This is a genomic window from Kitasatospora sp. NPDC057223 (genome assembly GCF_042669755.1).
GTDB lineage: Bacteria > Actinomycetota > Actinomycetes > Streptomycetales > Streptomycetaceae > Kitasatospora.
Map to the genome: position 1 here is coordinate 1 of NZ_JBHUWW010000107.1, position 25,575 is coordinate 25,575.

Annotated in this window: 22 protein-coding genes; 16 read left to right on the forward strand and 6 right to left on the reverse strand. The window is 72.9% G+C overall.

All coding sequences use genetic code 11. The features are described 5' to 3' along the window. Positions 1 to 12: 12 nt before the first annotated feature. Positions 13 to 1,473, reverse strand: coding sequence for an MFS transporter (locus ACFUK0_RS29580; RefSeq protein ID WP_380255519.1), 1,461 nt, complete (start codon positions 1,471 to 1,473; stop codon positions 13 to 15). Positions 1,474 to 1,628: 155 nt separating this feature from the next. Here ACFUK0_RS29580 and ACFUK0_RS29585 point away from each other — a divergent pair, with 155 nt between their 5' ends. Beyond that, positions 1,629 to 2,216: a MarR family winged helix-turn-helix transcriptional regulator gene (locus tag ACFUK0_RS29585; RefSeq protein WP_380255520.1), complete on the forward strand. Its 588-nt coding sequence runs from the start codon at positions 1,629 to 1,631 to the stop codon at positions 2,214 to 2,216. Between the two features lie 51 nt (positions 2,217 to 2,267). On the opposite strand, the gene ACFUK0_RS29590 is transcribed toward ACFUK0_RS29585, so the two are convergent. Together ACFUK0_RS29590 and ACFUK0_RS29595 are read right to left on the reverse strand one after the other, a co-directional pair. Next, positions 2,268 to 2,777: a methylated-DNA--[protein]-cysteine S-methyltransferase gene (locus tag ACFUK0_RS29590; protein ID WP_380255521.1), complete on the reverse strand. Its 510-nt coding sequence runs from the start codon at positions 2,775 to 2,777 to the stop codon at positions 2,268 to 2,270. Beyond that, complete coding sequence (locus ACFUK0_RS29595) at positions 2,774 to 4,375, reverse strand: DNA-3-methyladenine glycosylase 2 family protein (protein WP_380255522.1); 1,602 nt, start codon at positions 4,373 to 4,375, stop codon at positions 2,774 to 2,776. Before ACFUK0_RS29595 ends, ACFUK0_RS29590 begins: the two co-directional genes overlap by 4 nt. A gap of 199 nt (positions 4,376 to 4,574) precedes the next feature. Here ACFUK0_RS29595 and ACFUK0_RS29600 point away from each other — a divergent pair, with 199 nt between their 5' ends. After that, entirely contained in the window at positions 4,575 to 5,618 is a 1,044-nt protein-coding gene (locus ACFUK0_RS29600; protein WP_380255523.1) for a LacI family DNA-binding transcriptional regulator, read from the forward strand. Between the two features lie 104 nt (positions 5,619 to 5,722). Further along, positions 5,723 to 6,160: an ASCH domain-containing protein gene (locus ACFUK0_RS29605; RefSeq protein ID WP_380255524.1), complete on the forward strand. Its 438-nt coding sequence runs from the start codon at positions 5,723 to 5,725 to the stop codon at positions 6,158 to 6,160. 89 nt (positions 6,161 to 6,249) lie between these two features. Here ACFUK0_RS29605 and ACFUK0_RS29610 read toward each other — a convergent pair whose 3' ends face one another. Next, positions 6,250 to 9,147: a glycosyl hydrolase gene (locus ACFUK0_RS29610; protein WP_380255525.1), complete on the reverse strand. Its 2,898-nt coding sequence runs from the start codon at positions 9,145 to 9,147 to the stop codon at positions 6,250 to 6,252. A gap of 348 nt (positions 9,148 to 9,495) precedes the next feature. Here ACFUK0_RS29610 and ACFUK0_RS29615 point away from each other — a divergent pair, with 348 nt between their 5' ends. The 4 genes from ACFUK0_RS29615 (at position 9,496) to ACFUK0_RS29630 (ending at position 14,201) form a co-directional block, all read left to right on the forward strand. Then, positions 9,496 to 10,803, forward strand: a complete 1,308-nt coding sequence (locus ACFUK0_RS29615; RefSeq protein ID WP_380255526.1) for an extracellular solute-binding protein — start codon at positions 9,496 to 9,498, stop codon at positions 10,801 to 10,803. A 68-nt stretch (positions 10,804 to 10,871) separates the two neighbouring features. After that, positions 10,872 to 11,822 carry a carbohydrate ABC transporter permease gene (locus ACFUK0_RS29620; RefSeq protein WP_380255527.1) on the forward strand — a complete coding sequence of 317 codons (951 nt, stop codon included), beginning with the start codon at positions 10,872 to 10,874 and terminating at the stop codon, positions 11,820 to 11,822. 5 nt (positions 11,823 to 11,827) lie between these two features. Further along, complete coding sequence (locus ACFUK0_RS29625; RefSeq protein ID WP_380255528.1) at positions 11,828 to 12,688, forward strand: carbohydrate ABC transporter permease; 861 nt, start codon at positions 11,828 to 11,830, stop codon at positions 12,686 to 12,688. A 49-nt stretch (positions 12,689 to 12,737) separates the two neighbouring features. After that, entirely contained in the window at positions 12,738 to 14,201 is a 1,464-nt protein-coding gene (locus ACFUK0_RS29630; RefSeq protein WP_380255529.1) for a GH1 family beta-glucosidase, read from the forward strand. A 73-nt stretch (positions 14,202 to 14,274) separates the two neighbouring features. Here the strand turns inward: ACFUK0_RS29630 and rsgA are convergent, their stop codons facing one another. Then, a complete protein-coding gene (gene rsgA, locus ACFUK0_RS29635) occupies positions 14,275 to 15,405 on the reverse strand; it encodes a ribosome small subunit-dependent GTPase A (RefSeq protein ID WP_380255530.1) in 1,131 nt (376 codons plus the stop codon). A 469-nt stretch (positions 15,406 to 15,874) separates the two neighbouring features. Between rsgA and ACFUK0_RS29640 the strand changes: the two genes are divergently transcribed. Then, on the forward strand, positions 15,875 to 16,471 hold the full coding sequence (locus tag ACFUK0_RS29640) for a TetR/AcrR family transcriptional regulator (protein ID WP_380255531.1): 597 nt from the start codon (positions 15,875 to 15,877) through the stop codon (positions 16,469 to 16,471). A gap of 31 nt (positions 16,472 to 16,502) precedes the next feature. Here ACFUK0_RS29640 and ACFUK0_RS29645 read toward each other — a convergent pair whose 3' ends face one another. After that, the gene (locus ACFUK0_RS29645) at positions 16,503 to 17,837 is read right to left on the reverse strand and encodes a YhjD/YihY/BrkB family envelope integrity protein (RefSeq protein WP_380255532.1); all 1,335 of its coding nucleotides are present in this window, start codon (positions 17,835 to 17,837) and stop codon (positions 16,503 to 16,505) included. 276 nt (positions 17,838 to 18,113) lie between these two features. Here ACFUK0_RS29645 and ACFUK0_RS29650 point away from each other — a divergent pair, with 276 nt between their 5' ends. The 8 genes from ACFUK0_RS29650 to ACFUK0_RS29685 all read left to right on the forward strand — a co-directional run bounded on the left by ACFUK0_RS29650 (position 18,114) and on the right by ACFUK0_RS29685 (position 25,391). Then, the gene (locus ACFUK0_RS29650; RefSeq protein ID WP_310593185.1) at positions 18,114 to 18,197 is read left to right on the forward strand and encodes a putative leader peptide; all 84 of its coding nucleotides are present in this window, start codon (positions 18,114 to 18,116) and stop codon (positions 18,195 to 18,197) included. A gap of 206 nt (positions 18,198 to 18,403) precedes the next feature. After that, positions 18,404 to 20,128: a nitrite/sulfite reductase gene (locus ACFUK0_RS29655; RefSeq protein ID WP_380255533.1), complete on the forward strand. Its 1,725-nt coding sequence runs from the start codon at positions 18,404 to 18,406 to the stop codon at positions 20,126 to 20,128. After that, positions 20,125 to 20,334, forward strand: a complete 210-nt coding sequence (locus ACFUK0_RS29660; protein WP_380255534.1) for a hypothetical protein — start codon at positions 20,125 to 20,127, stop codon at positions 20,332 to 20,334. Before ACFUK0_RS29655 ends, ACFUK0_RS29660 begins: the two co-directional genes overlap by 4 nt. Beyond that, positions 20,318 to 21,016 carry a phosphoadenylyl-sulfate reductase gene (locus tag ACFUK0_RS29665; RefSeq protein WP_380255535.1) on the forward strand — a complete coding sequence of 233 codons (699 nt, stop codon included), beginning with the start codon at positions 20,318 to 20,320 and terminating at the stop codon, positions 21,014 to 21,016. The genes ACFUK0_RS29660 and ACFUK0_RS29665 overlap by 17 nt, the downstream gene beginning before the upstream one ends. A 58-nt stretch (positions 21,017 to 21,074) precedes the next feature. After that, a complete protein-coding gene (gene cysC, locus ACFUK0_RS29670) occupies positions 21,075 to 21,656 on the forward strand; it encodes an adenylyl-sulfate kinase (RefSeq protein ID WP_380255546.1) in 582 nt (193 codons plus the stop codon). Then, entirely contained in the window at positions 21,653 to 22,603 is a 951-nt protein-coding gene (cysD, locus tag ACFUK0_RS29675) for a sulfate adenylyltransferase subunit CysD (protein WP_380255536.1), read from the forward strand. Before cysC ends, cysD begins: the two co-directional genes overlap by 4 nt. Before the next feature lie 2 nt (positions 22,604 to 22,605). After that, positions 22,606 to 23,982 (forward strand): sulfate adenylyltransferase subunit 1, encoded by a 1,377-nt coding sequence (locus ACFUK0_RS29680; protein ID WP_380255537.1) that lies wholly within the window; start codon positions 22,606 to 22,608, stop codon positions 23,980 to 23,982. 248 nt (positions 23,983 to 24,230) lie between these two features. After that, complete coding sequence (locus ACFUK0_RS29685; RefSeq protein ID WP_380255538.1) at positions 24,231 to 25,391, forward strand: aliphatic sulfonate ABC transporter substrate-binding protein; 1,161 nt, start codon at positions 24,231 to 24,233, stop codon at positions 25,389 to 25,391. Positions 25,392 to 25,575 lie beyond the last annotated feature (184 nt).

Consider the following 25,575-nt stretch of genomic DNA (forward strand, 5'->3'; position numbering starts at 1 on the left):
CGGCCCGACGGGCTACGTCCGCCGCACCCCCGCCCCGGGTCCGCTCAGCACGACGGCGGTCAGCGCGAGCAGCGCCAGGACGAGCAGCACCAGCCGTCCGCCGGACACCGGCCCCGCCAGGTGCACGCCGAGGACGGGCAGCGCCGTGCCGAGCGCCGTGCCGAGGCTGCGGACCATGTTGACCATGCCGCCGCCCACCGCCGAGGACCGCGCCGGGATCGCTCGCATCACCAGCGCGTTGTTGGCCGGCAGCAGCAGGCCCAGCCCGTACCCGATCACCGGCAGGAGCAGCACCGAGGACACCTCGCCCGGCGGGAGCAGCGCGAGCAGGGCGAGCCCGGCCCCGGCCGTGCCGGCGCCCCGGCGGCAGCGGGTGCTGTCCGACCGGTGGGGCATCAGCCGGCCGCCGACGGTCGCGGCCAGCGCGAACGCGGCCGGCAGCAGGGTGATCACCAGGCCGGCCCGGGCCACCGGGACACCCGCCTCGGCCAGCGTCATCGGGCCGAGCACGAGCGGACAGAACAGCAGCAGGTACCCGAGCAGGGCGACGGCCAGACCGGCCCGGATGCCCGGGGTGGCGACCAGGCCGGGGGCGATGATCGGGCGGTCGGCCCGCTGCTCCTGCCGCGCGAGGGCGACGGCGAGCACTCCGGCCGTCAGCACCAGGGCGGCCGCGGCCCAGCCGGGCAGCGGCAGTCCGGAGGCGGCCGAGAGGGCGAGCAGCAGCGCCGCCGAGGCCCCGGCCAGCAGCAGGAGCCCGGCCAGGTCGAACCGGCCCTCCCGGGCCGCGGGGGCGTCCGGGCGGCCCTCGGGGTGGGTGCGGGGCAGCAGGAACCAGCCTGCCAGGATGCCGAGCACCCCGATGGGTACGTTGATCCAGAACGCCCAGCGCCAGGACGCGTGCTGCACCAGCAGCCCGCCGAGGGTCGGGCCGAGGGCGAGCCCCAGCCCCTGGGCGGCGGCCTGGATGCCGAGCGCGCCGCACATCGCCCGGCCGGGGACGCCGCGGGCGACCAGGGCGACGCTGTTCGCCTGCATCATCGCGCCGCCGACCGCCTGGACGGCCCGGCAGGCGATCAGCACGCCGAGGCTGCCGGCGAACCCGGCCCCGAGCGAGGCGAGCGCGAAGACCGCGAAACCCCAGAGGTACATGGTCTTGCGGCCGACCAGGTCGGAGAGCCGGCCGATCGGGGCCAGCAGGGCGACCAGGACCAGCAGGTACGCGAGCGCGACCCATTCGACGGTGGCGAGGCCCGCTCCGAAGCGGTGGCTCAGGGCGGGGAGGACGAGGGCGGTGATGCTGGCGGTGAGCTGTCCGAGGAAGGCGCCGAGGCAGACGGTGCCGACGGCGAGCCAGTGCGCGTGCCGCCACCCGGCCACGCCGCGCGGGCGGGGGTGTTCGGCGAGCAGCCGGCTGTCCAGCAGCCGGGTGCCGAGGGACGGCGCGGCGGGGGCGGGGCGGTCGGTGCTCATGAGGCGAATATATCTGACACCGATCTGTTCTGTTATCGACCTGGTCTGTTGTCGACCTGGTCTACTGCCGACCGGATCTGCCGTCGGACGGACGGCCCGGGGCGCCGCAGCCGGGACCGCCGGGGCCCTCCGGGCCAGCCGCTAGGCTCTTGGCCATGCCGCCACAGCCCGACCCCGACCCGATCACAGCACCCTCCCACCCGGAGGGGACGACCGGCGGCACACCTCGCGGCACACCCGGCGGCGTCCCGGGCGACGACCCCGAGACCTCCCGCGCGGTCGAACGCGCACGGCTGCTCACCGACGTCGTCACCCGGCTTCGCCGCGCCCTGCGCAGCAGCATCCGCACCGACTACCCGTGGGAGTCGCTGCCGATGGCCCAGATCGAGCTGCTGCAGACGCTGGCCGCCGCCCCCCTGCGGGTCGGCGAGCTGGCGGCGCGCCAACGGCTGGCACCGAACACCGTCAGCGGCCTGATCAGCAAGCTGCTGGAAGCCGGGTTCGTCGACCGGCAGGCCGACCCGGGGGACCGCCGCACCGCCCGGATCGCCCTCACCGAGCAGGGCTACCGGCAGCTGGAGGACTGGCAGCGCGCCCACGAGCGCCGCATCGCCGACGCCCTGGACAGCATCTCCCCCGCCGACCGGGACGCGGTGATGGCCGCTCTCCCGGCCCTGGAGAACCTGGCCCGCGCGCTCGCGACGCCCGCCGCCCCCGAGGAGCGCCCGCCCCGTACGGTCTGATCCCCCGGCACCGGACCGTACGGTCCCGCACCGGCCCGGGCCGGCCGGGTGTCAGAACAGCGTCCCGCCGCCCTCCAGGTCCAGCAGCAGGCGCTTGCGCTCCACCCCGGCCGCGAAGCCGGTCAGCGCGCCGCTCGCGCCCATCACGCGGTGGCAGGGCCGGACCACCAGCAGCGGGTTGGCGCCGACCGCGCCGCCCACCGCCCGGACGGCGCTCGGCGGGACGCCGGCCATCAGCGCCAGCTCCCCGTAGGTGACGGTGGCGCCGTACGGGATCTCGTCGAGGGCCGCCCAGATCCGCTGCCGGAACTCGGTGCCGGCCGGTGCCAGCGGCAGGTCGAAGGTGGTCCGCTCGCCGGCGAAGTAGGCCGTGAGCTGGGCCACGGCGGCCGCCAGCGCCGCCGGGTCGCACACCCAGTCGTCGGCGGGCTCGCTTACCGCGCCCTTCTGCCCGGGCGCGGTCACCGTGGCCAGCGCCGCCGGGCCGTCGCCGTCCCGGACCCCGCTGAGCAGCAGCAGGCCCAGCGGACTCTCCATCGTGGTGAAAACGACCGTGCTCACGCCGGGCCCCTCAGCTGCGCGGGGACGCCGCGGCCGTTCACGGCGGGACCGTCGCCGACCGGGCCGTCGCCGGCGGAACCGTTCACGGCCGGAGCCGTCTGCGGCGCCTTCTTCTCGGACACGGCGGCCCAGAGCCGGTGCACCGCGTACGAGCGCCAGGGTGCCCAGGCCTGTGCGGTCAGGGTGGCGTTCTTCGGGTCGCCGAGGGCGCCGAGCCGCACCAGGCCGTGCCGGACGCCGACATCCCCCGGCAGGAAGACATCGGGGTCGGCGAGCGCCCGCATCCGCAGGTAGCCGACCGTCCAGGGGCCGATGCCGGGCAGGGCGAGCAGGTCGGCGGCGGCCTGCTCGCGGTCCACCCCGCCGTCCAGGCGCACACTGCCGTCGGCGAGGGCCGCGCAGAGGCCGGTGAGGGCGCGCTGGCGGGCGGCGGGCATCGCGAAGTCCGCCGGGTCGGCGAGCGCCAGGGCGGCTGCGGTCGGGAACAGCCGGTGCAGTCCGCCGCTCGGCTCGGGCAGCTTCGCGCCGTACTTCTCGGTCAGCCGGCCCGCCAGGGTGCGGGCGGCGACGACGGTGACCTGCTGGCCGAGCACGGCGCGGACGGCCAGCTCGTGCGGGTCGACGTGGCCGGGCGAGCGCAGGCCCGGCCTGGCCCGGACGTAGCCGCCGAGGAGCGGGTCGGCACCGAGCTGCTCGTCCACCGCGTCCGGGTCGGCGTCGAGGTCGAAGAGCGCGCGCAGGCGGTGCACGGCGGTGGTCAGGTCGCGCAGGTCGGCGAGCCGGATCCGGCAGTCGAGCCAGCCGCGGGTCCGGGGCTCGTCGAACGCCAGCCCGTCCACCTCGGCGATGCCGTGCCCGTACGGGAGCGCGAGGGTGCGGCGGTAGGTGCGGGTGCCGGGCCGCGCGCCGGGCACGACCTCCTCCACGCCGGGGACGGCGCGCAGCGCCAGGAAGTCGATCAGGTGCTCGCTGTCGAGCGCGCCCCGGTACGCGAGGCGCAGCGAGAGGCCGCCGGCCGGGCCCGCCGTGCGACGGCCGGCCGCCACCTCGTCGCGCAGGCCGCTGGGCGTGCGGTCGTAGACCTCGCGGACGGTGTCGTTGAACTGCCGTACGGAGGAGAAGCCGGAGGCGAACGCGACCTCGGTGACGGGCAGGTCGGTGGTCTGGAGCAGCAGCCGGGCGGTCTGGGCGCGGCGGGCGCGGGCCAGCGCGATCGGGCCGGCGCCGAGTTCGGCGGTGAGCTGGCGCTGGAGCTGGCGGGAGCTGTACCCGAGGCGGCCGGCCAGGCCCGCGACGCCGTCGCGGTCCACCACGCCGTCGCCGATCAGCCGCATCGCGCGGCCGACCAGGTCGGCCCGGTGGTTCCACTCCGGGGAGCCGGGCACGGAGTCCGGGCGGCAGCGGCGGCAGGCCCGGAAACCGGCGCCCTGGGCTGCGGCGGCGGTGGGGTAGAACGTACAGTTGGCACGTTTCGGGGTCACGGCCGGGCAGCTGGGCCGGCAGTAGATGCCGGTCGAGGTGACGGCCGTGAAGAAGACCCCGTCGAAGCGGGCGTCACGGCTGTCCACTGCCCGGTACCGCATGTCGTCGTCGATCACGCCATCCAGTCTGCGGCATTCGCGGCGGCCTCACTGGCGGAAATCCGACGTGGCCGTCCGGGAGCGCCGGGTCACCGTACGGAAGGGCTGTGCCCCACCGTACGGAAGGGCTGTGCCTACACTCCGTGGGAGCGCTCTCAGAACCCATCCGCACCCGATAGGCTGACCTCCGCAGAGCGGAACTCGAGAGGACCACCCGGTGACCGAGCAGCAGCCCGTCGGCGCGCTCCCGCGCCCCACCCTGGAATCCGTCGCCGAACGCGCCGGCGTCTCCCGCGCGACCGCCTCCCGCGTCGTCAACGGCGGCACCGGCGTCCGCGAGCCGCTGCGCGCCAAGGTGCAGCAGGCCGTGGACGAGCTGGGCTACGTCCCCAACCTCGCCGCCCGCACCCTGGTCACCCGGCGGAACCAGGCCATCGCCGTGGTCGTCGCCGAACCCGAGAGCCGGCTCTTCTCCGACCCGTTCTTCGCCCAGCACCTGCGCGGGATCAGCCGCGAACTCTCCGCCGCCGACAACCAGATGGTGCTGCTGCTCGTCGAGGACCAGCAGGACTACGAACGGGTCGGGCGCTACCTGGCCGGCGGCCACGTCGACGGCGCCCTGCTCTTCTCCCTCCACCACAGCGACCCGCTGCCCGAGATGGCCCGCCGGGTCGGCCTGCCCACCGTCATCGGCGGCCGCCCGGGCTGGCCCGGCGCCGAGGCCGAGCGCGACCTGCTCTACGTCGACAGCGACAACCGCGGCGGCGCCCGGCTGGCCGTCCAGCACCTGCGCTCGCTGGGCCGCGCCCGGATCGCCACCATCACCGGCCCGCTCGACCAGACCTCCTCGATCGACCGCCTCGACGGCTACCGCGACCTGCTGCCCGACGGCGACGGCGACCTGATCGCCGAGGGCGACTTCACCGCCGACGGCGGCGGCCGCGCGATGACCGCCCTGCTGGACACCCGGCCCGACCTCGACGCCGTGTTCGCCGCCTCCGACGCGATGGCCTCCGGCGCCCTGCGGGTGCTGCGCGAGCGCGGCCGGCGGATCCCGGAGGACGTCGCGGTCGTCGGCTTCGACGACGTCGAGTCGATCGCCGCCTGGACGGACCCGCCGCTCACCACCGTGCGCCAGGACATCGAGGAGATGGGCCGCCTGATGGCCCGCCTCCTGCTGCGCCGCCTCGCCGGCACCGGCAGCTCCGGCCCGACCTCGATCGTCATCCCGACCCGCCTGGTCGTCCGGGCCACGGCGTGACGACCGCGCCCCGGCGCCGTGCACCCGCCGCCGTAGCGCCCGTTGCCGTTGCACCCGCCGCCGGCGGCCGGAAACCAGGTTGCCCCCGGCCGTAGAGTCGGGGCATGACCGACTCCGCGCCCTCCGCCCTGCCCGTCGCCGAGTTCGGCTTCCCCGGGCCGCTGCGCGACCGGCTGGTGGCCGCGATCCTCAGCGGTGAGAAGACCAGCACCACCGGCCTGGTGTCGGACTACGAGTTCGACGACGAGCCGCTGCCCGAGGTGGGGGCACACTTCGCCGTGGTCGACTCCGGCGGGCGGCGGGTCGCGGTGATCGAGGTGACGGACGTCCGGGTGGTGCCGCTCGGGGCGGTCGACCTGGCGCACGCCGTGGACGAGGGCGAGGGCCACACCACGGTGGCCGAGTGGCGGGCCGGGCACGAGGAGTACTGGCACGGCGCCGAGATGCGCGCCTACCTCGGCGATCCCGCCTTCACGGTGGACGACGCGACCGAGGCCGTCCTGGAGCGGTTCCGCCTGGTGCGGCTGCTCCCGCCCGGCTGAGCCGGCAACGCACGCGGGCGGGCCCGGAGTCAACGACTCCGGGCCCGCCGCGTTCGGTCCTGTGGGGCTACCCGTTCGGTCCTGCGGGGCTAGCTGAACGGAATCCGCAGCACCGACACGCTGCCCTGGGCCTGGCTCGCGCCGACCCTCACCTGGGCGGCGGCGTTGCCGAGCGCGGGCCAGACCTCGACCTTGACGGTGCCCTTGTTGAGGTTGCCGAGGGCGCCGGTGGCCGACTGCAGCCCGGCGGCGGCACCGGAGTAGCGCTCCCAGCCGGCCACCGGGTCGGTGGCGAAGTAGCGGTACGTCTCGACCCGGTCGTACGTGCCGTCGCCGGTCAGGTCGTAGGAGACCCGGACCTGCTGGGCCAGGCCGACGCTCGCGCCGGCGTCGACGAAGAGGTCGAAGTCCGTCGCGCCGCCCGGCTTCAGCGTGCCGGAGACGTTGGCGACCTGGTAGACGAGCGGCTGGTACGGCGTGCCGTCGTGGTTGGCGCCGCCGCCCGCGGCCAGGGTGTCGTTCGCGGCGGCCGTGCCGTTGGCGGTGGTGAGTGCGCCGCCCTGGCGGAGGTAGAAGGTGCTGCCGGTGGAGGCCGGAACCGTGCCGGTCGCGGTGGGCGAGGGCGTCGCCGTCGGGGTCGCCGTGGGCGTGGCCGTCGGGGTCGGGCTCGGGCTCGGGTTGGTCCCGCCGCTGCCGCCGTCGGTGAAGGAGCCCCGCTCGCTGGCGGTGGACCTGGCCGGGACGGTGAGGTTGTAGCCGTCCGAGAAGTGCACGGTCCGGGCCGCGGTGGTGTAGTTGTGCGCCACGTGCGTCCGGGTGCCGCCGTTGACGAAGACGGCTGCCGTCGGGCTGTCGGCGGTGGTCGCCGGGTCGAGGGTGCCGAGGGTCGCCAGGTTGTAGATCCAGTGGTAGGTGTGCGCCTTGGACTCACCCTCCTCCGGGGTGTAACCGGCGTTCCCCGCATCCCAGTTCGCCTTGGCGGCGGCCGGGTCGGCGAGGGCCTGGAACTCCCAGAGCAGGTCGCGCCAGTCGGTGAACACACCGGCGTTGTTGGCCTTCAGCTCCGCCAGGTTCGCCTTGATCACGTCCTGCCGCCGCGCCAGGTAGAGCGAACCGCCGGTGACGGGAAGGACGTTGATGCCGTGGATCATGCCGGGAGCAGCCGTCCACCAGGTGGAGTAGGCGCCGCCGCTGCCCCAGACCATGCCGACCGTGTCGTGCTGGAAGGCGGCCGGGAAGACCTGCTTGTCGGCGTCGAACCAGTACTGCTCGACCGTCTTGGCCTCGGTCGTGTAGAGGTAGACGCCGAGGTCGCGCAGCGCGGTGTCGCCGGTCGCCGAGCCGTAGAGCACCAGCGCGGAGGAGAAGTTGAGCGACTCCGAGGAGGACTCCTCGTTGTTGCCGGCCGCGAAGCCGGCGTGGCCGGAGGCCCAGGCGTGGCCCGCGTACGGGTCGAAGTTGCGCAGCACCGGGAAGCGGGCGTCGGTGCGGTCGCTGTTCGCGCCGTCCTTGGCGAGGACCTTGACCATGCCGCCCCAGGCGGAGTCGGCGGCCCAGGCCGAGTCGTAGCGGGCGACGGTGGCGGCGGCCTGGATGAAGTAGCCGTAGTGGAAGTGGTGGTCGTTGAGCTCGGCGTCGGTGCCGTAGGAGGCGGGGTAGCCGGTCAGCGTCTTCCAGACCGAGTCGTAGGCGAAGGCCGCGGAGCCGGTGCCGGCGAACCACTCCTGGAGCTTGCCCTTGACCTGGCCGAGCAGCTTGTCGCGGGTCGCGGTGTCCCCGAGCTGGTCGGCGATCGGGATGAGCTGGGAGAGCCGGCCGAGGGCCTTGCCGACCCAGTAGGTGTCACTGGCGGCCAGGAACGGGTCGGCGGCGTTGGCCTGTTCGCGGACGTACGCGGTCAGCTGCGCCCGGTCGTAGGCGCCGACGTCGGGCAGTGAGGGCAGGATGCCGTTCACGCTCTGGGTGGTGCTGAACGAGGCCCCCTCGCGGACCTTCATGGTGCCGTCCGGCGAGGTGTAGGTCAGCGCGGTCAGCGGGTCCGTGGTGGCCAGCCACTGGTGGCGGTAGAGCGCCAGCAGGGTGCCGGTCTCGGTGCCCTCCTGCGGCGTGGTGGTCGCGGTGTAGGTGGTGCGCAGCGTCCCGGCGGTGGGCTGGTAGTCCCAGGCGACCTTGGTGTCGGTGACGAAACTGTAGGCGTAGGTGCGGTACTTGGCGAGGTCGGCCTGGCTGGGCAGGACGGCCACCGAGTAGTAGTCCTTCGCGCCGAGGTTGGCGCTGATGGTGCTGCCGCTGACGGTCCAGTTCACGCCGGTGGGGGCGAACAGGGCGTAGGTGTGGCCGCCGACGGTGATGCCGAGGACGCTGCCCTGGTTGGACCAGACGGTGGGGGCGGCGGCGGTGGTGATCTGGGCGGCGCCGCCGGTGGCGTGGGCGTAGACGTACGGCAGGCCGTGGCCGACGGTGGCGCTGAAGGTGTGGGCGCCGTCGGCCCAGTACGGGGTGACCGTCCAGTCGGACCAGCCGTCGACCTTGGTGTCCGGCGAGTTGAGGCCGGCCACGCCGAGGGTGAGGTCCTTGGTGTGGGGGTACTCGTACTGCCGGCCGTCGGGCGTGACGACCGGCGTGGTCGGGTAGCCGACCTCCAGGCCGGAGGCTCCGGCCTTGAAGGTGAACGGGTGGGCGTACATGTTCTCGCTGTACGGGTTGCCCGCGTAGCGCTGGTAGATCAGCGAGGACCACCAGTCGTTGGTGGGGGCGGCCTTGCCGGCCATCTTCGCGGTGACCTTGGGGGTGACCGGCGCGCCGTCGGAGTTGCTGGGGCCGACGGTGCCGGCCGGGCGGCTGTCGCGGTATCCGCCGAGTCCGACCGGGACGGAGGCGGCGGAGGCGCTGCCGACGGCGACGGTGGCGGTCAGCGCGGCGGCTGCCGCCAGGGTCAGGGCCGCCAGGGCGGCGGCCGGGCGTCGAATATGGCGTAGCGGCTTCATGGACTGACACCTCAGGTGGTGGGGGGTGAGGCCGGGACGGTGAGGGTGGGAGAGCACTGCGGCGAGGGCGAGTGAGAGCGCTCTCAGTCACCGGAAGGTAGAGGTCGACTGACAGGGTGTCAATGAGTCTGACGAGACCTGCCCGAAACCGGCCCGAATTGAACGGTCACGGCCGATCCCCCACAGACAACCGAGGTCACGGTCAGGTTTCGAGCTCTTGACGAGGGCCCGCATCGCCCGGCAGTCTCCTCGGCAGCACCTGAGAGCGCTCTCAACAACCACTCGCTGAGAGCGCTCTCACTTGCTCCCCCACCGCGCCGATGACCCGGACGAAGCCAGGAGGCTTCCATGCCCACCTTCAGAGCCCGCCGCACCGCCACTTCCCTCGGCACCGCAGCCCTCGCCGCCATGCTCCTCCTCACCGCCTGCAGCTCGGGCACCTCGGGCGGCTCCACCGACGCCGCCGACGGCAAGGTCACGCTCACCGTGGACCTCTTCGGCACCTTCGGGTTCAAGGAGACCGGCCTCTACGACGAGTACACGAAGTCGCACCCCAACGTCACGATCAAGCAGAGCGACACCCAGGACGAGGGCCAGTACTGGCAGGCCCTGCAGACCAAGCTGGCCGGCGGCGGCGGTCTCGCCGACATCCAGGGCCTGGAGGTCGGCCGGGTCGCGAGCGTCCTGCAGAAGCAGGCCGACAAGTTCACCGACCTCAAGACGGTGGGCGCGGGCGCGGTCAACGACGGCCTGGTGCCGTGGAAGGCCGCCGCGGTCAAGACCGCCGACGGCAAGGTGCTCGCGGCCGGCACCGACATCGGCCCGGAGGCGATCTGCTACCGCACCGACCTCTTCCAGGCCGCCGGCCTGCCCACCGACCGCACCGAGCTGGCGGCCAAGTGGTCGACCTGGGAGGGCTACCTGGCCCTCGGCAAGGAGTACGTCGCCAAGGCGACGCCCGGCAACGTCTGGACGGACAGCGCGGCGGGCATGTTCACCGCCGAGGTCGGCCAGCAGAAGGTCCGCTACGCGGACGAGTCCGGCAAGGCCGTGTACGACAGCAGCCCGGCCGTGAAGAGCGCCTGGACCGACTCCACCAAGCTGGTCGCCGACGGCCTCTCCGCCAAGCTCCCGCAGTGGACGCCGGAGTGGAACAAGGCCTTCACCACCGGCAAGTTCGCCACCCTGAGCTGCCCGGCCTGGATGATCGGCTACATCAAGGGCCAGGCCGGTGACGCCTTCGCCGGCAAGTGGGACATCGCCGCCGGCCCCGGCAAGACCGGCAACTGGGGCGGCTCCTACCTGGCGATCCCGAAGACCTCCAAGCACCAGAAGGAGGCCGCCGAGCTGATCAGCTGGCTGACCGCCAAGGAGCAGCAGGTCAAGCTGTTCACCAAGCAGGGGTCCTTCCCCTCCAGCACCGCCGCGCAGGCCGAGATCAAGGGCCTCCAGGACCCGTACTTCAACAACGCGCCGATCGGCCAGATCTTCAGCGAGTCCGCCGCGAACATGCCCGCGCAGGTGCTCGGCACCGAGGACGGCGTGATCGGCAAGGCGTTCACCGACGCCCTCGGCGAGGTCGAGCGCACCGGCACCGCGCCGGACGCCGCCTGGCAGCACGCCCTGGACAACGTCAAGAAGGCAAGCGGGAACTGACGCCGGAGCCAGACCACCGGTGGCCCGGGCCGTGAGGCCCGGGCCACCCGGCCCATCGAAGGACCATCATGGCCATCACCACCACCCGCCCCTCCCGCCCGGCGGCCGCGCCGGCGCAGCGCCGCCCCCGGGCCCGCTGGGGCACCCGCGCCGCACCGTACGGCTACCTGGCGCCGTTCTTCGTCCTGTTCGCGGCCTTCGGCCTGTTCCCGCTGGTGTACACGGCGTACGTGTCCCTGCACCGGGTCGAGCTGCAGACCTCCGACCGGATGGACTGGGTCGGCTGGCAGAACTACACCCGCCTCTTCGAGGACCCCTTCTTCTGGAACGCGCTGCGCAACACCTTCACCATCGGCGTGCTGTCCACCGTCCCGCAGCTGCTGATGGCGCTCGGGCTGGCCCACCTCCTCAACTACAAGCTGCGCGGGCGGACGTTCTTCCGGGTGGCGATGCTGATGCCGTACGCGACCTCGGTGGCCGCCGCGACGCTCGTCTTCGCGCAGCTCTTCGGGCGCGACTACGGGCTGCTCAACTGGGTGCTGACCAGCGTCGGGCTGAACCCGGTGGACTGGCAGGCGAACACCTGGGCCTCGCAGATCGGCGTCTCCGCCATCGTGACGTGGCGCTGGACGGGCTACAACGCCCTGATCTACCTGGCCGGCATGCAGGCCGTCCCGACCGAGCTGTACGAGTCGGCGGCGATGGACGGCGCCTCGCGCTGGAAGCAGTTCCTGCACGTGACGGTGCCGGGCCTGCGGCCGACGATCATCTTCACGGTGGTGGTCTCCACCATCGGCGCGACCCAGCTGTTCGGCGAACCGCTGCTCTACGAGGGCAACGCGGGCGGCGGTGTCTCGCACCAGTACCAGACCCTCGGCCTCTACATGTACGAGCAGGGCTGGAGCTTCTTCCACCTCGGCCGGGCGGCGGCCGTCGCCTGGGTGATGTTCCTGCTGATCGTGCTGCTGGCCCTGGCGAACGCGGCGATCGCCGCCCGGCGCAACCGTACGGACCGGTGAGTGATATGACGACCAATCAGCTTTTCCGCCTGGCCAGGACCAGGCGTTCGCCGCTGCAGGGCGGCCCGCTGGCCTACGCCGTGCTGATCGGCGCCACCGCGCTGTTCGTGTTCCCGTTCTACTGGACGCTGGTCGGCGCGAGCCGCACGAACGCCGAGATGAGTTCGGCCAGTCCGGCGCTCACGCCCGGCCCGAACCTCTTCCACAACATCGGCGAGGCGCTCCAGCAGGCCGCCATCGGCACCGCGCTGGTGAACTCGCTGATCGTGGCCGGCACGGTGACCCTGGGCGTGGTGCTCTCCTCCACGCTGGCCGGTTTCGCGTTCGCCAAGCTCCGCTTCCGGGGGCGCGGGCTGCTGCTCGCGGTCACGGTCGGGACGATGATGATCCCGCCGCAGCTGGGCGTCATCCCGCTGTTCATGGTGATCGTCAAGATGGACCTGCAGAACAAGCTGCCGTCGGTGATCCTGCCCTCGCTGGTCTCGGCCTTCGGGGTGTTCTTCATGCGGCAGTTCCTGATCCAGGCACTGCCGGACGAGCTGATCGAGGCCGCCCGGGTGGACGGCGCCTCCAGCTTGCGGATCTTCTGGTCGATCGTGCTGCCGGTCGCCCGCCCCGGTATGGCGGTGCTCGGGATGCTGACCTTCATGGCCACCTGGAACGACTTCTTCTGGCCGATCGTGGCGCTGAGTTCGCAGAACCCGACCGTGCAGGTCGCGCTGCGCTCGCTCGGCCAGGGCTACGTCCAGGACCAGTCGATCGTGATGGCCGGCACCCTGCTCGGCACGCTCCCGGTGCTGGTGGTCTTCGCCCTGCTGGGCCGCCAGATCGTCGGCGGCATCATGCAGGGCGCCGTCAAGGGCTGAGTGGCCCCGGCGCCCGGCCCCACCCCAACTACTGCATCTGGAAGGCGACATGTCCGTCGAAGCCCTGCCCACCCCCGCCCAGGCCCGGCCCGCCGCCGGCCCGTCGCAGCCGGCCGGCCCGGCGTTCCCGCCCGGCTTCCTGTGGGGCGCGGCCACCGCCGCGTACCAGATCGAGGGGGCCGCGGACGAGGACGGCCGCAGCCCGTCCATCTGGGACACCTTCAGCCGCGTGCCCGGCAAGGTCCGCAACGGCGACACCGGGGACATCGCGGCGGACCACTACCGCCGGTACCGCGAGGACGTCGCGCTGATGTCCGAACTCGGCCTCGGCGCCTACCGGTTCTCGCTCGCCTGGCCGCGGATCCAGCCGGCCGGCGAGGGGCCCGCGAACGAGGCCGGGCTCGACTTCTACGACCGCCTGGTGGACGAGCTGCTGGCGCACGGCATCACGCCCGTCGCCACGCTCTACCACTGGGACCTCCCGCAGGTCCTGGAGGACCGCGGCGGCTGGACGAACCGCGACACCGCGTACCGCTTCGCCGAGTACGCGACGCTCGCCGCCCGCCGGCTGGGCGACCGGATCCCCGCCTGGACGACCCTCAACGAGCCCTGGTGCAGCGCCTTCCTCGGCTACGGCGCGGGCATCCACGCCCCCGGGCGCACCGACCGGGCGGCGGCTCTCACCGCGCACCACCACCTGCTGCTCGCCCACGGCCTCGGCACCGCCGCACTGCGCGCCGAACTGCCGGCCGACTCCCAGGTGTCGCTGACGCTGAACCTGGCCGCCGTCCGCCCGCTCTCGCAGTCCCCGGCCGACCTGGACGCCGCCCGGCGGATCGACGGCCTGGCCAACCGGATCTTCCTCGACCCGGTGTTCCGCGGCAGCTACCCCGCCGACGTGCTGGCGGACACCGCGCACGTCACCGACTGGTCCTTCGTCCGGGACGGCGACCTCGCCGAGATCTCCCGGCCGATCGACTCGCTCGGCATCAACTACTACACCCCGACCGTGGTCGCCGCCGACGACCCGGCGGCCCCGGCCCCGCGCCTGGACGGCCACGCCAGCGCGCTGTCGCCCTGGCCCGCCGACGAAGGGGTCCGGTTCCTGCCCGCCGAGGGCTCCCGTACCGCGATGGACTGGCCGGTGGACGCCGACGGCCTGTACGAGCTGCTCACCCGGCTGCGCGACGACCTGCCGGGCGTGCCGCTGCTGGTGACCGAGAACGGCGCCGCGTACGAGGACTACAGCGACCCGTCGGGCGCCGTCCACGACCCCGAGCGGGTCGCGTACCTGCACGGCCACCTGGACGCGGTGCGCCGCGCGGTCGCCGACGGCGCCGAGGTGCGCGGGTACTTCCTCTGGTCGCTGCTGGACAACTTCGAGTGGGCGTACGGATACAGCAAGCGCTTCGGCATCGTGCACGTGGACTTCGCCAGCCAGCGCCGGACGCCCAAGGACAGCGCCCGCTGGTACGCCGAGGTGATCCGCACCGGCCTGCTGCCCGCCCGCTGAGCCTTGGGCGCGGCCGCCCCCGGACCTGACATCCGGGGGCGGCCGCGAGGCACTGCGGGTCTCCGGCCCGGCCTCAGTACTTGACCGGACCGCCCATCGCCCGCACCGACTTGGTGATGGACTTCCACTTCTTCAGCCGCTCGGCCGCGAGCCGGGCGTCCGTGCGCGAGGCGATCCACTCGTTCTCGCGCTGAAGCTTGACGTAGCTCTCCCAGCGGCGGTGCGAGAGCGTGCCGTCGGCCAGCGCCGCCTGCACGGCGCAGCCGGGTTCGGTGTGGTGCCCGCAGTCGTGGAACCGGCAGCCTTCGGCCAGCTCCTCGATCTCGGCGAACGCCTGGGCCAGGCCCTCGCCGCCGTAGAGGCCGACCTCGCGCAGGCCGGGCGTGTCGATCAGCACGCCGCCGCCGTCCGAGATCGGGATCAGTTCGCGGGCGGTGGTGGTGTGCCGGCCCTTCTCGTCGCCGCTGCGGGTCTGCTGGACGGACATCACGTCCGCCCCGGCGAGGGCGTTGGTGAGGGTGGACTTGCCGGCGCCGGACTGCCCGATCAGCGCGGTGCTGCCGGGGGTGCAGGCCCGCAGGACGTCCATGCCCTCCCCGGTCTCGGCGCTGACCACCAGGACGGTCACGCCGGGGGCGATGCCCTCGACGTCGGCCCGGATGTGGTCGGCGTCGGTGACCAGGTCGGCCTTGGTGAGGACGACCAGCGGCTCGGCCGGCGGCCGGGCGGTACCGCCCAGCAGGGCGTCGCCGCTGCCGCTGGAGGCGGCCAGGGCGAGGAAGCGCTCGATCCGGCCGAGGTCGACCTCGGTGGCGAGCGAGACGCAGATCGCGATCTGGTCCATGTTGACGGCCAGTACCTGCGCCTCGGAGCGCTTGGAGTTGGTCGAGCGCACCAGCGCGGTGCGGCGCGGCATCAGCACCCGGACGGCGGGCCGCCCGCCGGGCGCCGGGTCGACGGCGACCCAGTCCCCCGTGCAGACGAAACGCATCGGGTCGGGCGAGGAGACGTCGGCGATCTCGGCCCGCAGCATGCGCGTGCCGTCACCGTCGGCGACGAGGACGCTGCAGAGCAGGCCTCGGTCGACCCGTGCCACCCGGCCGGGCAGCAGCCCGGCGTCGGTGTACGGGGAGAAGTCGGCGGCCCAGTCGTCGTCCCAGCCGTAGCCGGTCAGCGGGTGGGCAGCGGAGGTGGAGAGATACAACGGGGTGACCCTTCACAAGGGGCGGCCCCGGCTTCGCGCGTTCGGCGCGCGGGAGAGCTACAGGCGTCGCAGTGGCTGTGACGCCGGGTCAGCCGGAGACCAGGGGGTGGGGACGATGACCTTCTGGACGCGCGCGGCGCCCACAGCAGCGACAGTCGTCACGATCCTCACCTCCCGGTGATGCAGCACGGCTTCGACGGCGGCGGCCCACGTCGGGCCGCTCCGGACGACGCCCACGGTAGCCAACGGCGGCCGGCCGTGCCACACCTTTTACCGGCTCCGCCCCGGGAGCCGCGGAGCGGCTCGGGCGCCGACGGACGGGCGCCGGCCGGGGCGACGGCCCGGCTACCATGGTGAGACAGCCTCAGGTTAGTGGCCGGAAGGTCGGCGGCCGGAGCCGGCCCGCGCGGCGGCCCCGGGGAACCGGGGGAGCCCCGGGCGGCCGGGCAGTCGAGCGGGAGGAAGACCGGTGGCGGACGGCAAGCCCTACATCGCCCAGCGTCCCAGGCGCGCGGACGGACAGCGCAACTACGACGCGATCCTCGCCGCCGCCCGGACGGCGTTCGAGGCGGCCGGCGCCGGCGCCTCCCTGGAGGACATCGCCGGCCGGGCCGGCGTCGCCATCGGTACCCTCTACCGGCACTTCCCCACCCGGGCGACGCTCGTGGAGGCCGCCACCCGGGACGGGCTGGCCGAGCTCGTCGCCCGCGCCGAGGGGCACACCGACGGGGAGGACCCGCTGGCCACGCTCGCCGAGTGGATGCGCCGGTCCGTGCGGCACTTCAGCACCTTCCGCGGCCTGGTCGGCATCCTGGCCCGGAGCATGTACGACGAGGGCACCCCCTCGCACGAGATGTGCAGTGCCATGCACAGCAGCGGCGCCGCCCTGCTCCGTGCCGCCCAGGCCGCCGGCTCCGTCCGCGCCGACCTGACCGCCGACGAGCTGTTCGAACTGCTCAGCGGCGCCGCCTGGGTCCGGGAGAACGCCCCGGCCGGGCGCGATCCCGGGCCGCGCCTCGTCCAGCTCCTGCTGGAGGGGATCGCCGCGCCGGCCCCGGCGGGCTGAGCCCGTGCGCCGGGGGACGGCGTGCGCCCTGCTACCAGTCGTCCCACGGCGGGCGGGGCGGCCGGCCGGGCAGCTGGGCGCCGGGCGGGCGGTGGCCGGGCTGCGGGTAGCCGGGCGCGGCGCCGGGCGGGTGCTCCTCGCCCGGGGCCGGCTCGGCGGGCCGGTCGCTGTCGGGCGGGGGCGGGGTGGCGCGGTGGTGCGGGCCGCGGGCGGCCAGCCGGCCCTTGACGTTCTCCGGCGGCAGGAAGTCGGCCCAGCGCTCCGGGTACTCGGAGGGCACGTCCCCCTCGTCGCCGTCGCCGTCGTCCTCGAACTCCTCCTCGACGCCCTCGGCCAGGCCCAGCTCGCGGGCCCGCCTGGCCCGCTCGACGGCCCGCCGGGCGGCGACCTCGCGGACCACGGCCGCGGCCGCCTCCTCGTTGGCGCGCTCGTTCTCGGCGCGGGCGTCGGCGGTCTCCAGGGTGGGCCAGCGGCGGTCTATGGCGGCGTTCATGGCGGCGCCGATCAGGACGGCCAGCGCCACCACGAAGATCCACAGCAGCACGGCCACCGGCGCCGCCAGCGACCCGTACACGGAGGGGCCCTCGACGGAGCTGACCAGGTAGACCCGGAGCAGCACACTGCAGACCACCAGGACGACCAGGGCCACCAGGGCGCCCGGGATGTCCTCGCGCCAGGGCGTGGAGACGGGGACGGCCAGGTGGTACAGGGTGGTGAGGAAGACCACCAGGAGCAGGATCGCCACCGGCCAGTACAACGCGCTCACCAGCCCCGCCGCGTTCGGCAGCGCGGCCACCACCAGCCCGGGGCCGGCCACGAGCAGGGGCAGTACCAGTGAGCCGATCACCAGCGCGCCCAGATAGAGGCCGAGCGACATCAGGCGGGTCTTGACGATGCCGCGCTTGCCGTCGAGGCCGTACATCACGGTGATGGTGTCGATGAAGATGTAGAGCGCCCTGGAGCCGGACCACAGGGACAGCAGGAAGCCGATCGAGATCAGGTCCGGGCGCTTGTCGTCGAAGACGCCGTGCAGCAGCGGCTCGACGATCTGGTGGACGGACGACTGCGAGAGAACCGTCCCAGCCGCTGAGACGATGTCCTGCTTCAGCTTGTCGATGGTGCCGGCGCCGAGGAACTCGTCGAGGTAGCCGAGCGTGCCGGCCAGACAGAGCAGCAGGGGCGGGATCGAGAGCAGGGTGAAGAAGGCCGCCTCGGCGGCGAGGCCGGTGACCCGGTACTCGACGCACGTATTGGTGGTGTCCTTGATCAGCGCCAGGGCCGTACTGCGCCAGGTGACCCGCTTGACCGCGCGCCGGGAGCCCTTGCCCCGCCGCCGCGAGGGGCGCTCGGGGTTCGGTCTCGTCATCTCGCCTGCTGGTTGCACAGCCCCTACGGTATCGGGCCGGGCCGCGAGCGTTGATCTACGGGCCGCCCGCAGGCCGCGGCGCCCCCGGGCGGGCGGGCGCGCGGGGTCTGCGCGAGGCGCTCCGCGGGGCCCGGAACGACGTACGGTGACCGCTGTGCGACGGAGCCCGACACCCGGAGCGGCGGGAAGAGCCATTCGTCTCACATAGTGAAACCTTTTCGTCCGCCATTCGGACGGAAGTGGACCGCAAAGCGCCAGCCGTGCGAATCTCTTGCCATGCCTAGCGCCGGAACCACCCTGGTTGGTCGACTCCACGTCGATCTCCTCCGCGTGTCCAGCGCCATCTGTCCGGTGACCTGAGACACCCACGCCGCCACCACCACCCCGGCGCCACTCCTCGTCATCCTCGCTGAAGCGGATGCGCGGGCGCCCACCCGGCCGCGGTCACTGTTCCTGGTCCGAAACACGTCACCACGTGCAAGGCCGCAGGTCACAGCAGCGCCGAACCGGAGCACGCCCAGCGCAGCCCCCCAGCGTCAGAGCCACCTGCCCGTAAGGACTTCACCATGGCCACCACTCCCGAACCGGTCGAGCCCCAGGAAGAGAGCGCCCCCGCGCGCCGTCCCGCAGCCGCCCGCAAGGTGACCCGCCACCGCGGCGAGGGCCAGTGGGCCATGGGACACCGGACGCCGCTCAACGCGAACGAGCAGTTCAAGAAGGACGACGACGGTCTCAACGTGCGGACACGCATTGAGACCATCTACGCCAAGCGCGGCTTCGACTCGATCGACCCGGCCGACCTGCGCGGCCGGATGCGCTGGTGGGGGCTCTACACCCAGCGCAAGGAAGGCATCGACGGCGGCAAGACCGCCATCCTCGACCCGCACGAGCTGGACGCCGAGTACTTCATGCTCCGCGTGCGCATCGACGGCGGACGCCTGACGGTGGCCCAGCTGAAGGCGATCGCCGAGGTCTCCGAGCAGTACGGCCGCAACACCGCCGACCTGACCGACCGGCAGAACGTCCAGTACCACTGGATCCGGATCGAGGACATGCCGGCGATCTGGCAGAAGCTGGAGGGCGTCGGCCTCTCCACCACCGAGGCCTGCGGCGACACCCCGCGCGTCATCCTCGGCTCGCCGGTGGCCGGCATCGCCGAGGACGAGATCATCGACGGCTCCTCCGCCATCGACGAGATCCAGCGCCGCTTCATCGGCAACAAGGAGTTCTCCAACCTCCCGCGCAAGTTCAAGTCGGCGATCTCCGGCTCGCCGCTGCTGGACATCGCGCACGAGATCAACGACATCGCCTTCGTCGGCGTCGTCCACCCCGAGCACGGCCCCGGCTTCGACCTCTGGGTCGGCGGCGGCCTCTCCACCAACCCCAAGCTCGGCGTGCGCCTGGGCGCCTGGGTCCCGCTGGAGGAGGTCGCGGACGTCTACGGCGGCGTCATCAGCATCTTCCGTGACTACGGCTACCGCCGCCTGCGCAACCGCGCCCGGTTGAAGTTCCTGGTCGCCGACTGGGGCAAGGACAAGTTCCGCCAGGTGCTGGAGGACGAGTACCTCAAGTACAAGCTGGTGGACGGCCCCGCGCCGAAAGAGCCCAGCGGCGTCTGGCGCGACCACGTCGGCGTGCACCGCCAGCAGGACGGCAACTTCTACGTCGGCTTCGCGCCGCGGGTCGGCCGGGTCGACGGGAAGCTGCTCGGCCGGATCGCCGACCTCGCCGCCGCCCACGGCTCGGACCGCCTGCGGACCACCGCCGAGCAGAAGATGATCGTCCTCGACGTCGCCGAGGACCAGGTCGAGTCGCTGGTGGCCGGCCTGGAGGAGCTCGACCTGCGGGTCAAGCCCTCGACCTTCCGCCGCGGCACCATGGCCTGCACCGGCATCGAGTACTGCAAGCTCGCGATCGTCGAGACCAAGGAGCGCGGCCGCACGCTCATCGACGAGCTGGAGAAGCGGCTGCCGGAGTTCGCCGAGCCGCTCACCATCAACATCAACGGCTGCCCGAACGCCTGCGCCCGCATCCAGGTCGCCGACATCGGCCTCAAGGGCCAGCTGGTGACGGACGACAACGGCGACCAGGTCGAGGGCTACCAGGTCCACCTGGGCGGCGCGCTCGGCCTGGAGGCCGGCTTCGGCCGCAAGGTCCGCGGCCTCAAGGTCACCAAGGACGGCCTGCCGGACTACGTCGAGCGCGTGCTCACCCGCTTCCAGAGCGAGCGCACCGAGGGCGAGCGCTTCGCCCAGTGGACGGCCCGGGCCAGCGAGGAAGCGCTGTCATGAGCGAGCGTGCCGCACCCTTCCACTGCCCCTACTGCGGGGACGAGGACCTGCGCCCCTCCGCCGAGGGCGGGCACGGGGCCTGGGAGTGCGCGAGCTGCCGCCGGGCGTTCCAGCTGAAGTTCCTCGGCCTCCTGGCGCCGGCCAACGGGCCGGCCGGGAGCGCGTCACCTGCGAGTGGGGGGAATCGGGATGACCAGCACGGTTGATTACGAGGCGATAGCCACCGCGGCCGGCCGCGACCTGGAGGAGGCGTCCGCACAGGACGTCCTGCGCTGGGCCGCCGAGACCTTCGGCAAGCGCTTCTGCGTCACCTCCTCGATGGAGGACGCGGTCGTCGCCCACCTCGCCTCGTCCGTCTTCCCCGGCGTGGACGTGGTCTTCCTCGACACCGGCTACCACTTCGCCGAGACGATCGGCACCCGGGACGCGGTGGCCGCCGTGATGCCGGTGAACGTCATCACCCTCAAGCCGCTGCTGAGCGTGGCCGAGCAGGACGCCCAATACGGGCCGCAGCTGCACGACCGCGACCCGGACCTGTGCTGCTCGCTGCGCAAGGTCGAGCCGCTGAACCGCGGCCTCGGCGGCTACGACGCCTGGGCCACCGGACTGCGCCGCGACGAGTCGCCGACCCGTGCCGACACCCCCGTGGTGGCCTGGGACGCCAAGCGCCGCAAGGTCAAGATCGCCCCGATCGCCCGCTGGACGCAGGAGGACGTGGACGCCTACGTCAGCGCCAACGGCGTCCTGCTCAACCCGCTGCTGTGGGAGGGCTACACCTCGGTCGGCTGCTCGCCGCTGTCGTGTACCCGCAAGCCCGTGGAGGGCGAGGAGGGCCGCGCCGGCCGCTGGGCCGATTCGGGCAAGACCGAGTGCGGCATCCACCTCTGACCACCCGTCACCACCCCGCACCACCCTTCAGGAGAGAATCGTGACCACAGCCAGCACACTGGCCGCTGACGGAGCCGCAGAGGCGGCCCGTGCGGCCGCCCCGTGCGAGCGCGGCGCCACTGTGTGGCTGACCGGGCTGCCCAGCGCGGGCAAGACCACCCTCGCCTTCGCCCTCGCCGAGCGCCTGCGCGCCGAGGGCCACAAGGTCGAGGTCCTGGACGGCGACGAGATCCGGGAGTTCCTCTCCAAGGGTCTCGGCTTCAGCCAGGAGGACCGGCACACCAACGTGACCCGGATCGGCTTCGTCGCCGAGAAGCTCGCCGCGAACGGCGTCAAGGTGCTGGCCCCGGTCATCGCGCCGTACGCCGGCTCGCGCACCGCCGTCCGCGAGCGGCACGCCGCGGCGGGCACCGAGTTCCTGGAGATCCACGTCGCCACCCCGGTCGAGGTCTGCTCCGAGCGTGACGTCAAGGGCCTGTACGCCAAGCAGGCGGCCGGCGAGATCTCGCACCTGACCGGCGTCGACGACCCGTACGAGGCCCCGGAGAACCCGGAGCTGCGGATCCAGACGCACGGCCGTTCGGTCGCCGACTCGGCCGCCGAACTGCACGCCTTCCTGACCACGAAGGGGCTGGCATGACGACCGCGACCCACACCCTGCCCGGTACCGCAGGCGAGAACCCCGGCGGACCGTTCGCACTGTCGCACCTGGACGCCCTCGAAGCGGAGTCGGTGCACATCTTCCGCGAGGTGGCAGGCGAGTTCGAGCGCCCGGTGATCCTCTTCTCCGGCGGCAAGGACTCCATCGTCATGCTGCACCTGGCGCTCAAGGCCTTCTGGCCGGCGCCGGTGCCCTTCGCCCTGCTGCACGTCGACACCGGCCACAACTTCCCCGAGGTGCTGGCCTACCGCGACCGCGCGGTGGCCGAGCACAACCTGCGGCTGCACGTCGCCCACGTCCAGGACTTCATCGACGACGGCCGGCTGCGCGAGCGCCCGGACGGGCTGCGCAACCCGCTGCAGACCGTCCCGCTGCTGGACGGCATCGAGTCCAACAAGTTCGACGCCGTCTTCGGCGGCGGTCGCCGCGACGAGGAGAAGGCCCGCGCCAAGGAGCGCGTCTTCTCCCTGCGCGACGAGTTCGGCGCCTGGGACCCGCGCCGCCAGCGCCCCGAGCTGTGGAGCCTCTACAACGGCAAGCACGCGGTCGGCGAGCACGTCCGGGTCTTCCCGCTCTCCAACTGGACCGAGCTGGACGTCTGGCAGTACATCGAGCGGGAGAGGATCGAGCTCCCGGAGATCTACTTCGCGCACGAGCGGGACGTCTTCTCCCGCGACGGCATGTGGCTCACCGCCGGCGAGTGGGGCGGCCCCAAGGAGACCGAGACGGTGGAGCGGCGGGTCGTGCGCTACCGCACGGTCGGCGACATGTCCTGCACCGGCGCGGTCGACTCGGACGCGGCGGCCATCGGTGACGTGATCACCGAGATCGCGGCCAGCCGGCTGACCGAGCGAGGCGCGACCCGGGCGGACGACAAGGTGTCCGAGGCCGCGATGGAAGACCGTAAGCGCGAGGGGTACTTCTAGACATGTCGACCGATCTGACTCCCAACACCGCCCCGGCCCCCGCCGAGAACCCGTTCGGTGAGGAGGCCTCGGCCACCGCGCTGCTGCGCTTCGCCACCGCGGGCTCCGTCGACGACGGCAAGTCCACCCTGGTGGGCCGGCTGCTGCACGACTCCAAGTCCGTGCTGGCAGACCAGCTGGAGGCCGTCGAGCACGCCTCCCGCAAGCGCGGCCAGGAGGCCCCGGACCTCGCACTGCTCACCGACGGCCTGCGCGCCGAGCGCGAGCAGGGCATCACCATCGACGTCGCGTACCGCTACTTCGCCACCCCGCGCCGGCGCTTCATCCTCGCCGACACCCCGGGCCACGTGCAGTACACCCGCAACATGGTCACCGGCGCCTCCACCGCCGAACTCGCCGTCGTGCTCGTCGACGCCCGCAACGGCGTCGTCGAGCAGACCCGCCGGCACGCGGCCGTCGCCGCGCTGCTGCGGGTGCCGCACGTCGTGCTGGCCGTCAACAAGATGGACCTCGTCGAGTACGCCGAGCCCGTCTTCGCGGCCATCGCCAAGGAGTTCACCGCGTACGCGGCCTCCCTCGGCGTGCAGGACGTCGTCGCGGTGCCGATCTCGGCGCTGGCCGGCGACAACGTCGTCGAGCCGTCCGCCCACATGGACTGGTACGGCGGCCCGACGCTGCTGGAGCACCTGGAGACCGTCCCGGTCGGCAGCGACCCCAGCGAGCAGCCGGCCCGCTTCCCCGTCCAGTACGTGATCCGCCCGCAGGGCGGCGCGGGCGTGGCCGAGGAGCACCGGGACTACCGCGGCTACGCCGGCCAGCTCGCCTCCGGCGTGCTGCGCACCGGGGACGCCGTGACGGTCCTGCCGTCCGGCCACACCACGACCGTGGCGGGCATCGACGCGCTCGGCCGGGAGACGGACATCGCCTGGGCCCCCCAGTCGGTCACCGTCCGCCTCGCCGAGGACATCGACGTCTCGCGCGGCGACCTGATCGCGGCCGGCCGCATCCCGACGCCCACCAAGGACGTCACCGCGACGGTCTGCCACCTCCACGAGAAGCCGCTGCGGGTCGGGGACAAGGTGCTGCTCAAGCACACCACCCGCACCGTGCGCGCCCTCGTCAAGGAGATCTCCTACCGCATCGACATCGACTCCCTGGAGCAGCGCAGCGGCGCGGACGGCCTGTCGGTCAACGACATCGGCCACGTGAAGCTGCGCACCTCGGAGCCGCTGTCGCTCGACGACTACACCGAGAACCGCCGGACCGGGTCCTTCCTGCTGATCGACCCGGCCGACGGCACCACCCTCACCGCCGGCATGGCGGGCGAGGCTTTCGACACGGTCGCGCCGGGCGCGACGGACGAGGAGGACTGGGTCTGATGCCCCAAGAGGCGTTCTCGGGCATGGACAAGGAAGGCGGCCGCATCGGCAGCGGCGTCCTCGGCAGCGGCCAGGGCGGACTGACGCGATGTGTGGGCGGACAGGGGCGCTGACCCCTGTCACCGGGCCGGCTGCCTTCCACAGCAGGCACCGCCCGGCTTGCCCGGCATCACCGATGCCGCGAGCGACACCAAGCTTCCGCATTCGGGCCGTCCCACGACGGCCTGTCCATGAACAGGACGACTTCCATGGCTTCGAACCAGCACCTCCCCCATAGCGCCGCACGCCCCGCCGCCGGCCGGATCAGACGGTCCGCCGTGGCCGTCGTCGCCGGCCTCACCGCCGTCACCCTGCTGACGGCCTGCGGCTACGGCTCCGAGAGCAAGGACAAGGCGTCCGGCGCCACCTCGGCCCCCGCTGCCGCCCCCGGCACGGCCACCAAGCTCTCCGCCGACACGGTCAAGATCGGCTACTTCGCCAACCTGACCCACGGCACCCCGCTGGTCGGCCTCCAGGAAGGCATCTTCAAGAAGGAACTGGGCGCCACCGAGATCAAGCCCCAGATCTTCAACGCGGGCCCGGCGGAGATCGAGGCGCTGAACGCCGGCTCGATCGACATCGGCTGGATCGGCCCCTCCCCGGCGATCAACGGCTACACCAAGTCCGAGGGCAAGTCGCTGAAGATCATCGGCGGTTCGGCCTCCGGCGGTGTCAAGCTGGTGGTCAACCCGGACAAGATCACCTCCCTGGACGACCTCAAGGGCAAGAAGATCGCCACCCCGCAGCTGGGCAACACCCAGGACGTGGCGCTGCTCAACTACCTCTCCACCAAGGGCTTCAAGGTCGACGCCGCCACCGGCGCGGGTGACGTCTCGGTCGTCCGCACCGACAACAAGGTCACCCCGGACGCCTACAAGTCCGGTGCGATCGACGGTGCCTGGGTGCCGGAGCCGACCGCCTCGAAGCTGGTCACGCTCGGTGCGAAGGTCCTGCTGAACGAGAAGTCGCTCTGGCCGGACAACAAGTTCGTGATCACCAACATCATCGTCTCGCAGAAGTTCCTCACGGAGCACCCGGACGTGGTCGAGGCCGTGCTGCGCGGCTCGGTGAACACCAACACCTGGATCAAGGCCAACCCGGACAAGGCCAAGGCCTCGGCCAACGCGGCGATCAAGGAGGCGGCCGGCAACGCGCTGGACCCGGCCGTCCTCGACCCGGCCTGGCAGGACATCGACTTCCTGGACGACCCGCTGGCGGGCACCCTGCAGTCCGAGGCCGACCACGCCGTCACCGCCGGTCTGCTCAAGAAGCCCGACCTGAACGGCATCTACGACCTGACCCTGCTCAACAAGGTGCTCAAGGCCGCCGGCCAGAGTGCCGTGGCGGACGCCGGGCTCGGCACCAAGTAGCCGACGCCGGAAGGCCGGCCGCCGGGCGATCCACCCAGGCGGCCGGCCCCGCCCCCGCGCGACCCGCACCCGAAGCTCCGCGGTCCGGAACCCCGCCCACCCGGTCGATGCCCAGTCACAGGGCCGGGCGGGGCCGGACCACGGCTCCTACTTCGCCACCCTCTCCCTCCTCGGCCGCCGACGG

Coding starts and splice junctions, on each gene's coding strand:
- ACFUK0_RS29615 (WP_380255526.1), top strand. CDS start 9,496: ATGCCCACCTTCAGAGCCCGCCGCACCGCCACTTCCCTCGGCACCGCA.
- ACFUK0_RS29655 (WP_380255533.1), top strand. CDS start 18,404: ATGGCCACCACTCCCGAACCGGTCGAGCCCCAGGAAGAGAGCGCCCCC.
- ACFUK0_RS29620 (WP_380255527.1), top strand. CDS start 10,872: ATGGCCATCACCACCACCCGCCCCTCCCGCCCGGCGGCCGCGCCGGCG.
- ACFUK0_RS29645 (WP_380255532.1), bottom strand. CDS start 17,837: ATGACGAGACCGAACCCCGAGCGCCCCTCGCGGCGGCGGGGCAAGGGC.
- ACFUK0_RS29650 (WP_310593185.1), top strand. CDS start 18,114: ATGCCTAGCGCCGGAACCACCCTGGTTGGTCGACTCCACGTCGATCTC.
- ACFUK0_RS29610 (WP_380255525.1), bottom strand. CDS start 9,147: ATGAAGCCGCTACGCCATATTCGACGCCCGGCCGCCGCCCTGGCGGCC.
- ACFUK0_RS29580 (WP_380255519.1), bottom strand. CDS start 1,473: ATGAGCACCGACCGCCCCGCCCCCGCCGCGCCGTCCCTCGGCACCCGG.
- ACFUK0_RS29665 (WP_380255535.1), top strand. CDS start 20,318: ATGACCAGCACGGTTGATTACGAGGCGATAGCCACCGCGGCCGGCCGC.
- ACFUK0_RS29625 (WP_380255528.1), top strand. CDS start 11,828: ATGACGACCAATCAGCTTTTCCGCCTGGCCAGGACCAGGCGTTCGCCG.
- ACFUK0_RS29630 (WP_380255529.1), top strand. CDS start 12,738: ATGTCCGTCGAAGCCCTGCCCACCCCCGCCCAGGCCCGGCCCGCCGCC.
- ACFUK0_RS29680 (WP_380255537.1), top strand. CDS start 22,606: ATGTCGACCGATCTGACTCCCAACACCGCCCCGGCCCCCGCCGAGAAC.
- ACFUK0_RS29585 (WP_380255520.1), top strand. CDS start 1,629: ATGCCGCCACAGCCCGACCCCGACCCGATCACAGCACCCTCCCACCCG.
- ACFUK0_RS29605 (WP_380255524.1), top strand. CDS start 5,723: ATGACCGACTCCGCGCCCTCCGCCCTGCCCGTCGCCGAGTTCGGCTTC.
- ACFUK0_RS29685 (WP_380255538.1), top strand. CDS start 24,231: ATGGCTTCGAACCAGCACCTCCCCCATAGCGCCGCACGCCCCGCCGCC.
- ACFUK0_RS29660 (WP_380255534.1), top strand. CDS start 20,125: ATGAGCGAGCGTGCCGCACCCTTCCACTGCCCCTACTGCGGGGACGAG.
- cysD (WP_380255536.1), top strand. CDS start 21,653: ATGACGACCGCGACCCACACCCTGCCCGGTACCGCAGGCGAGAACCCC.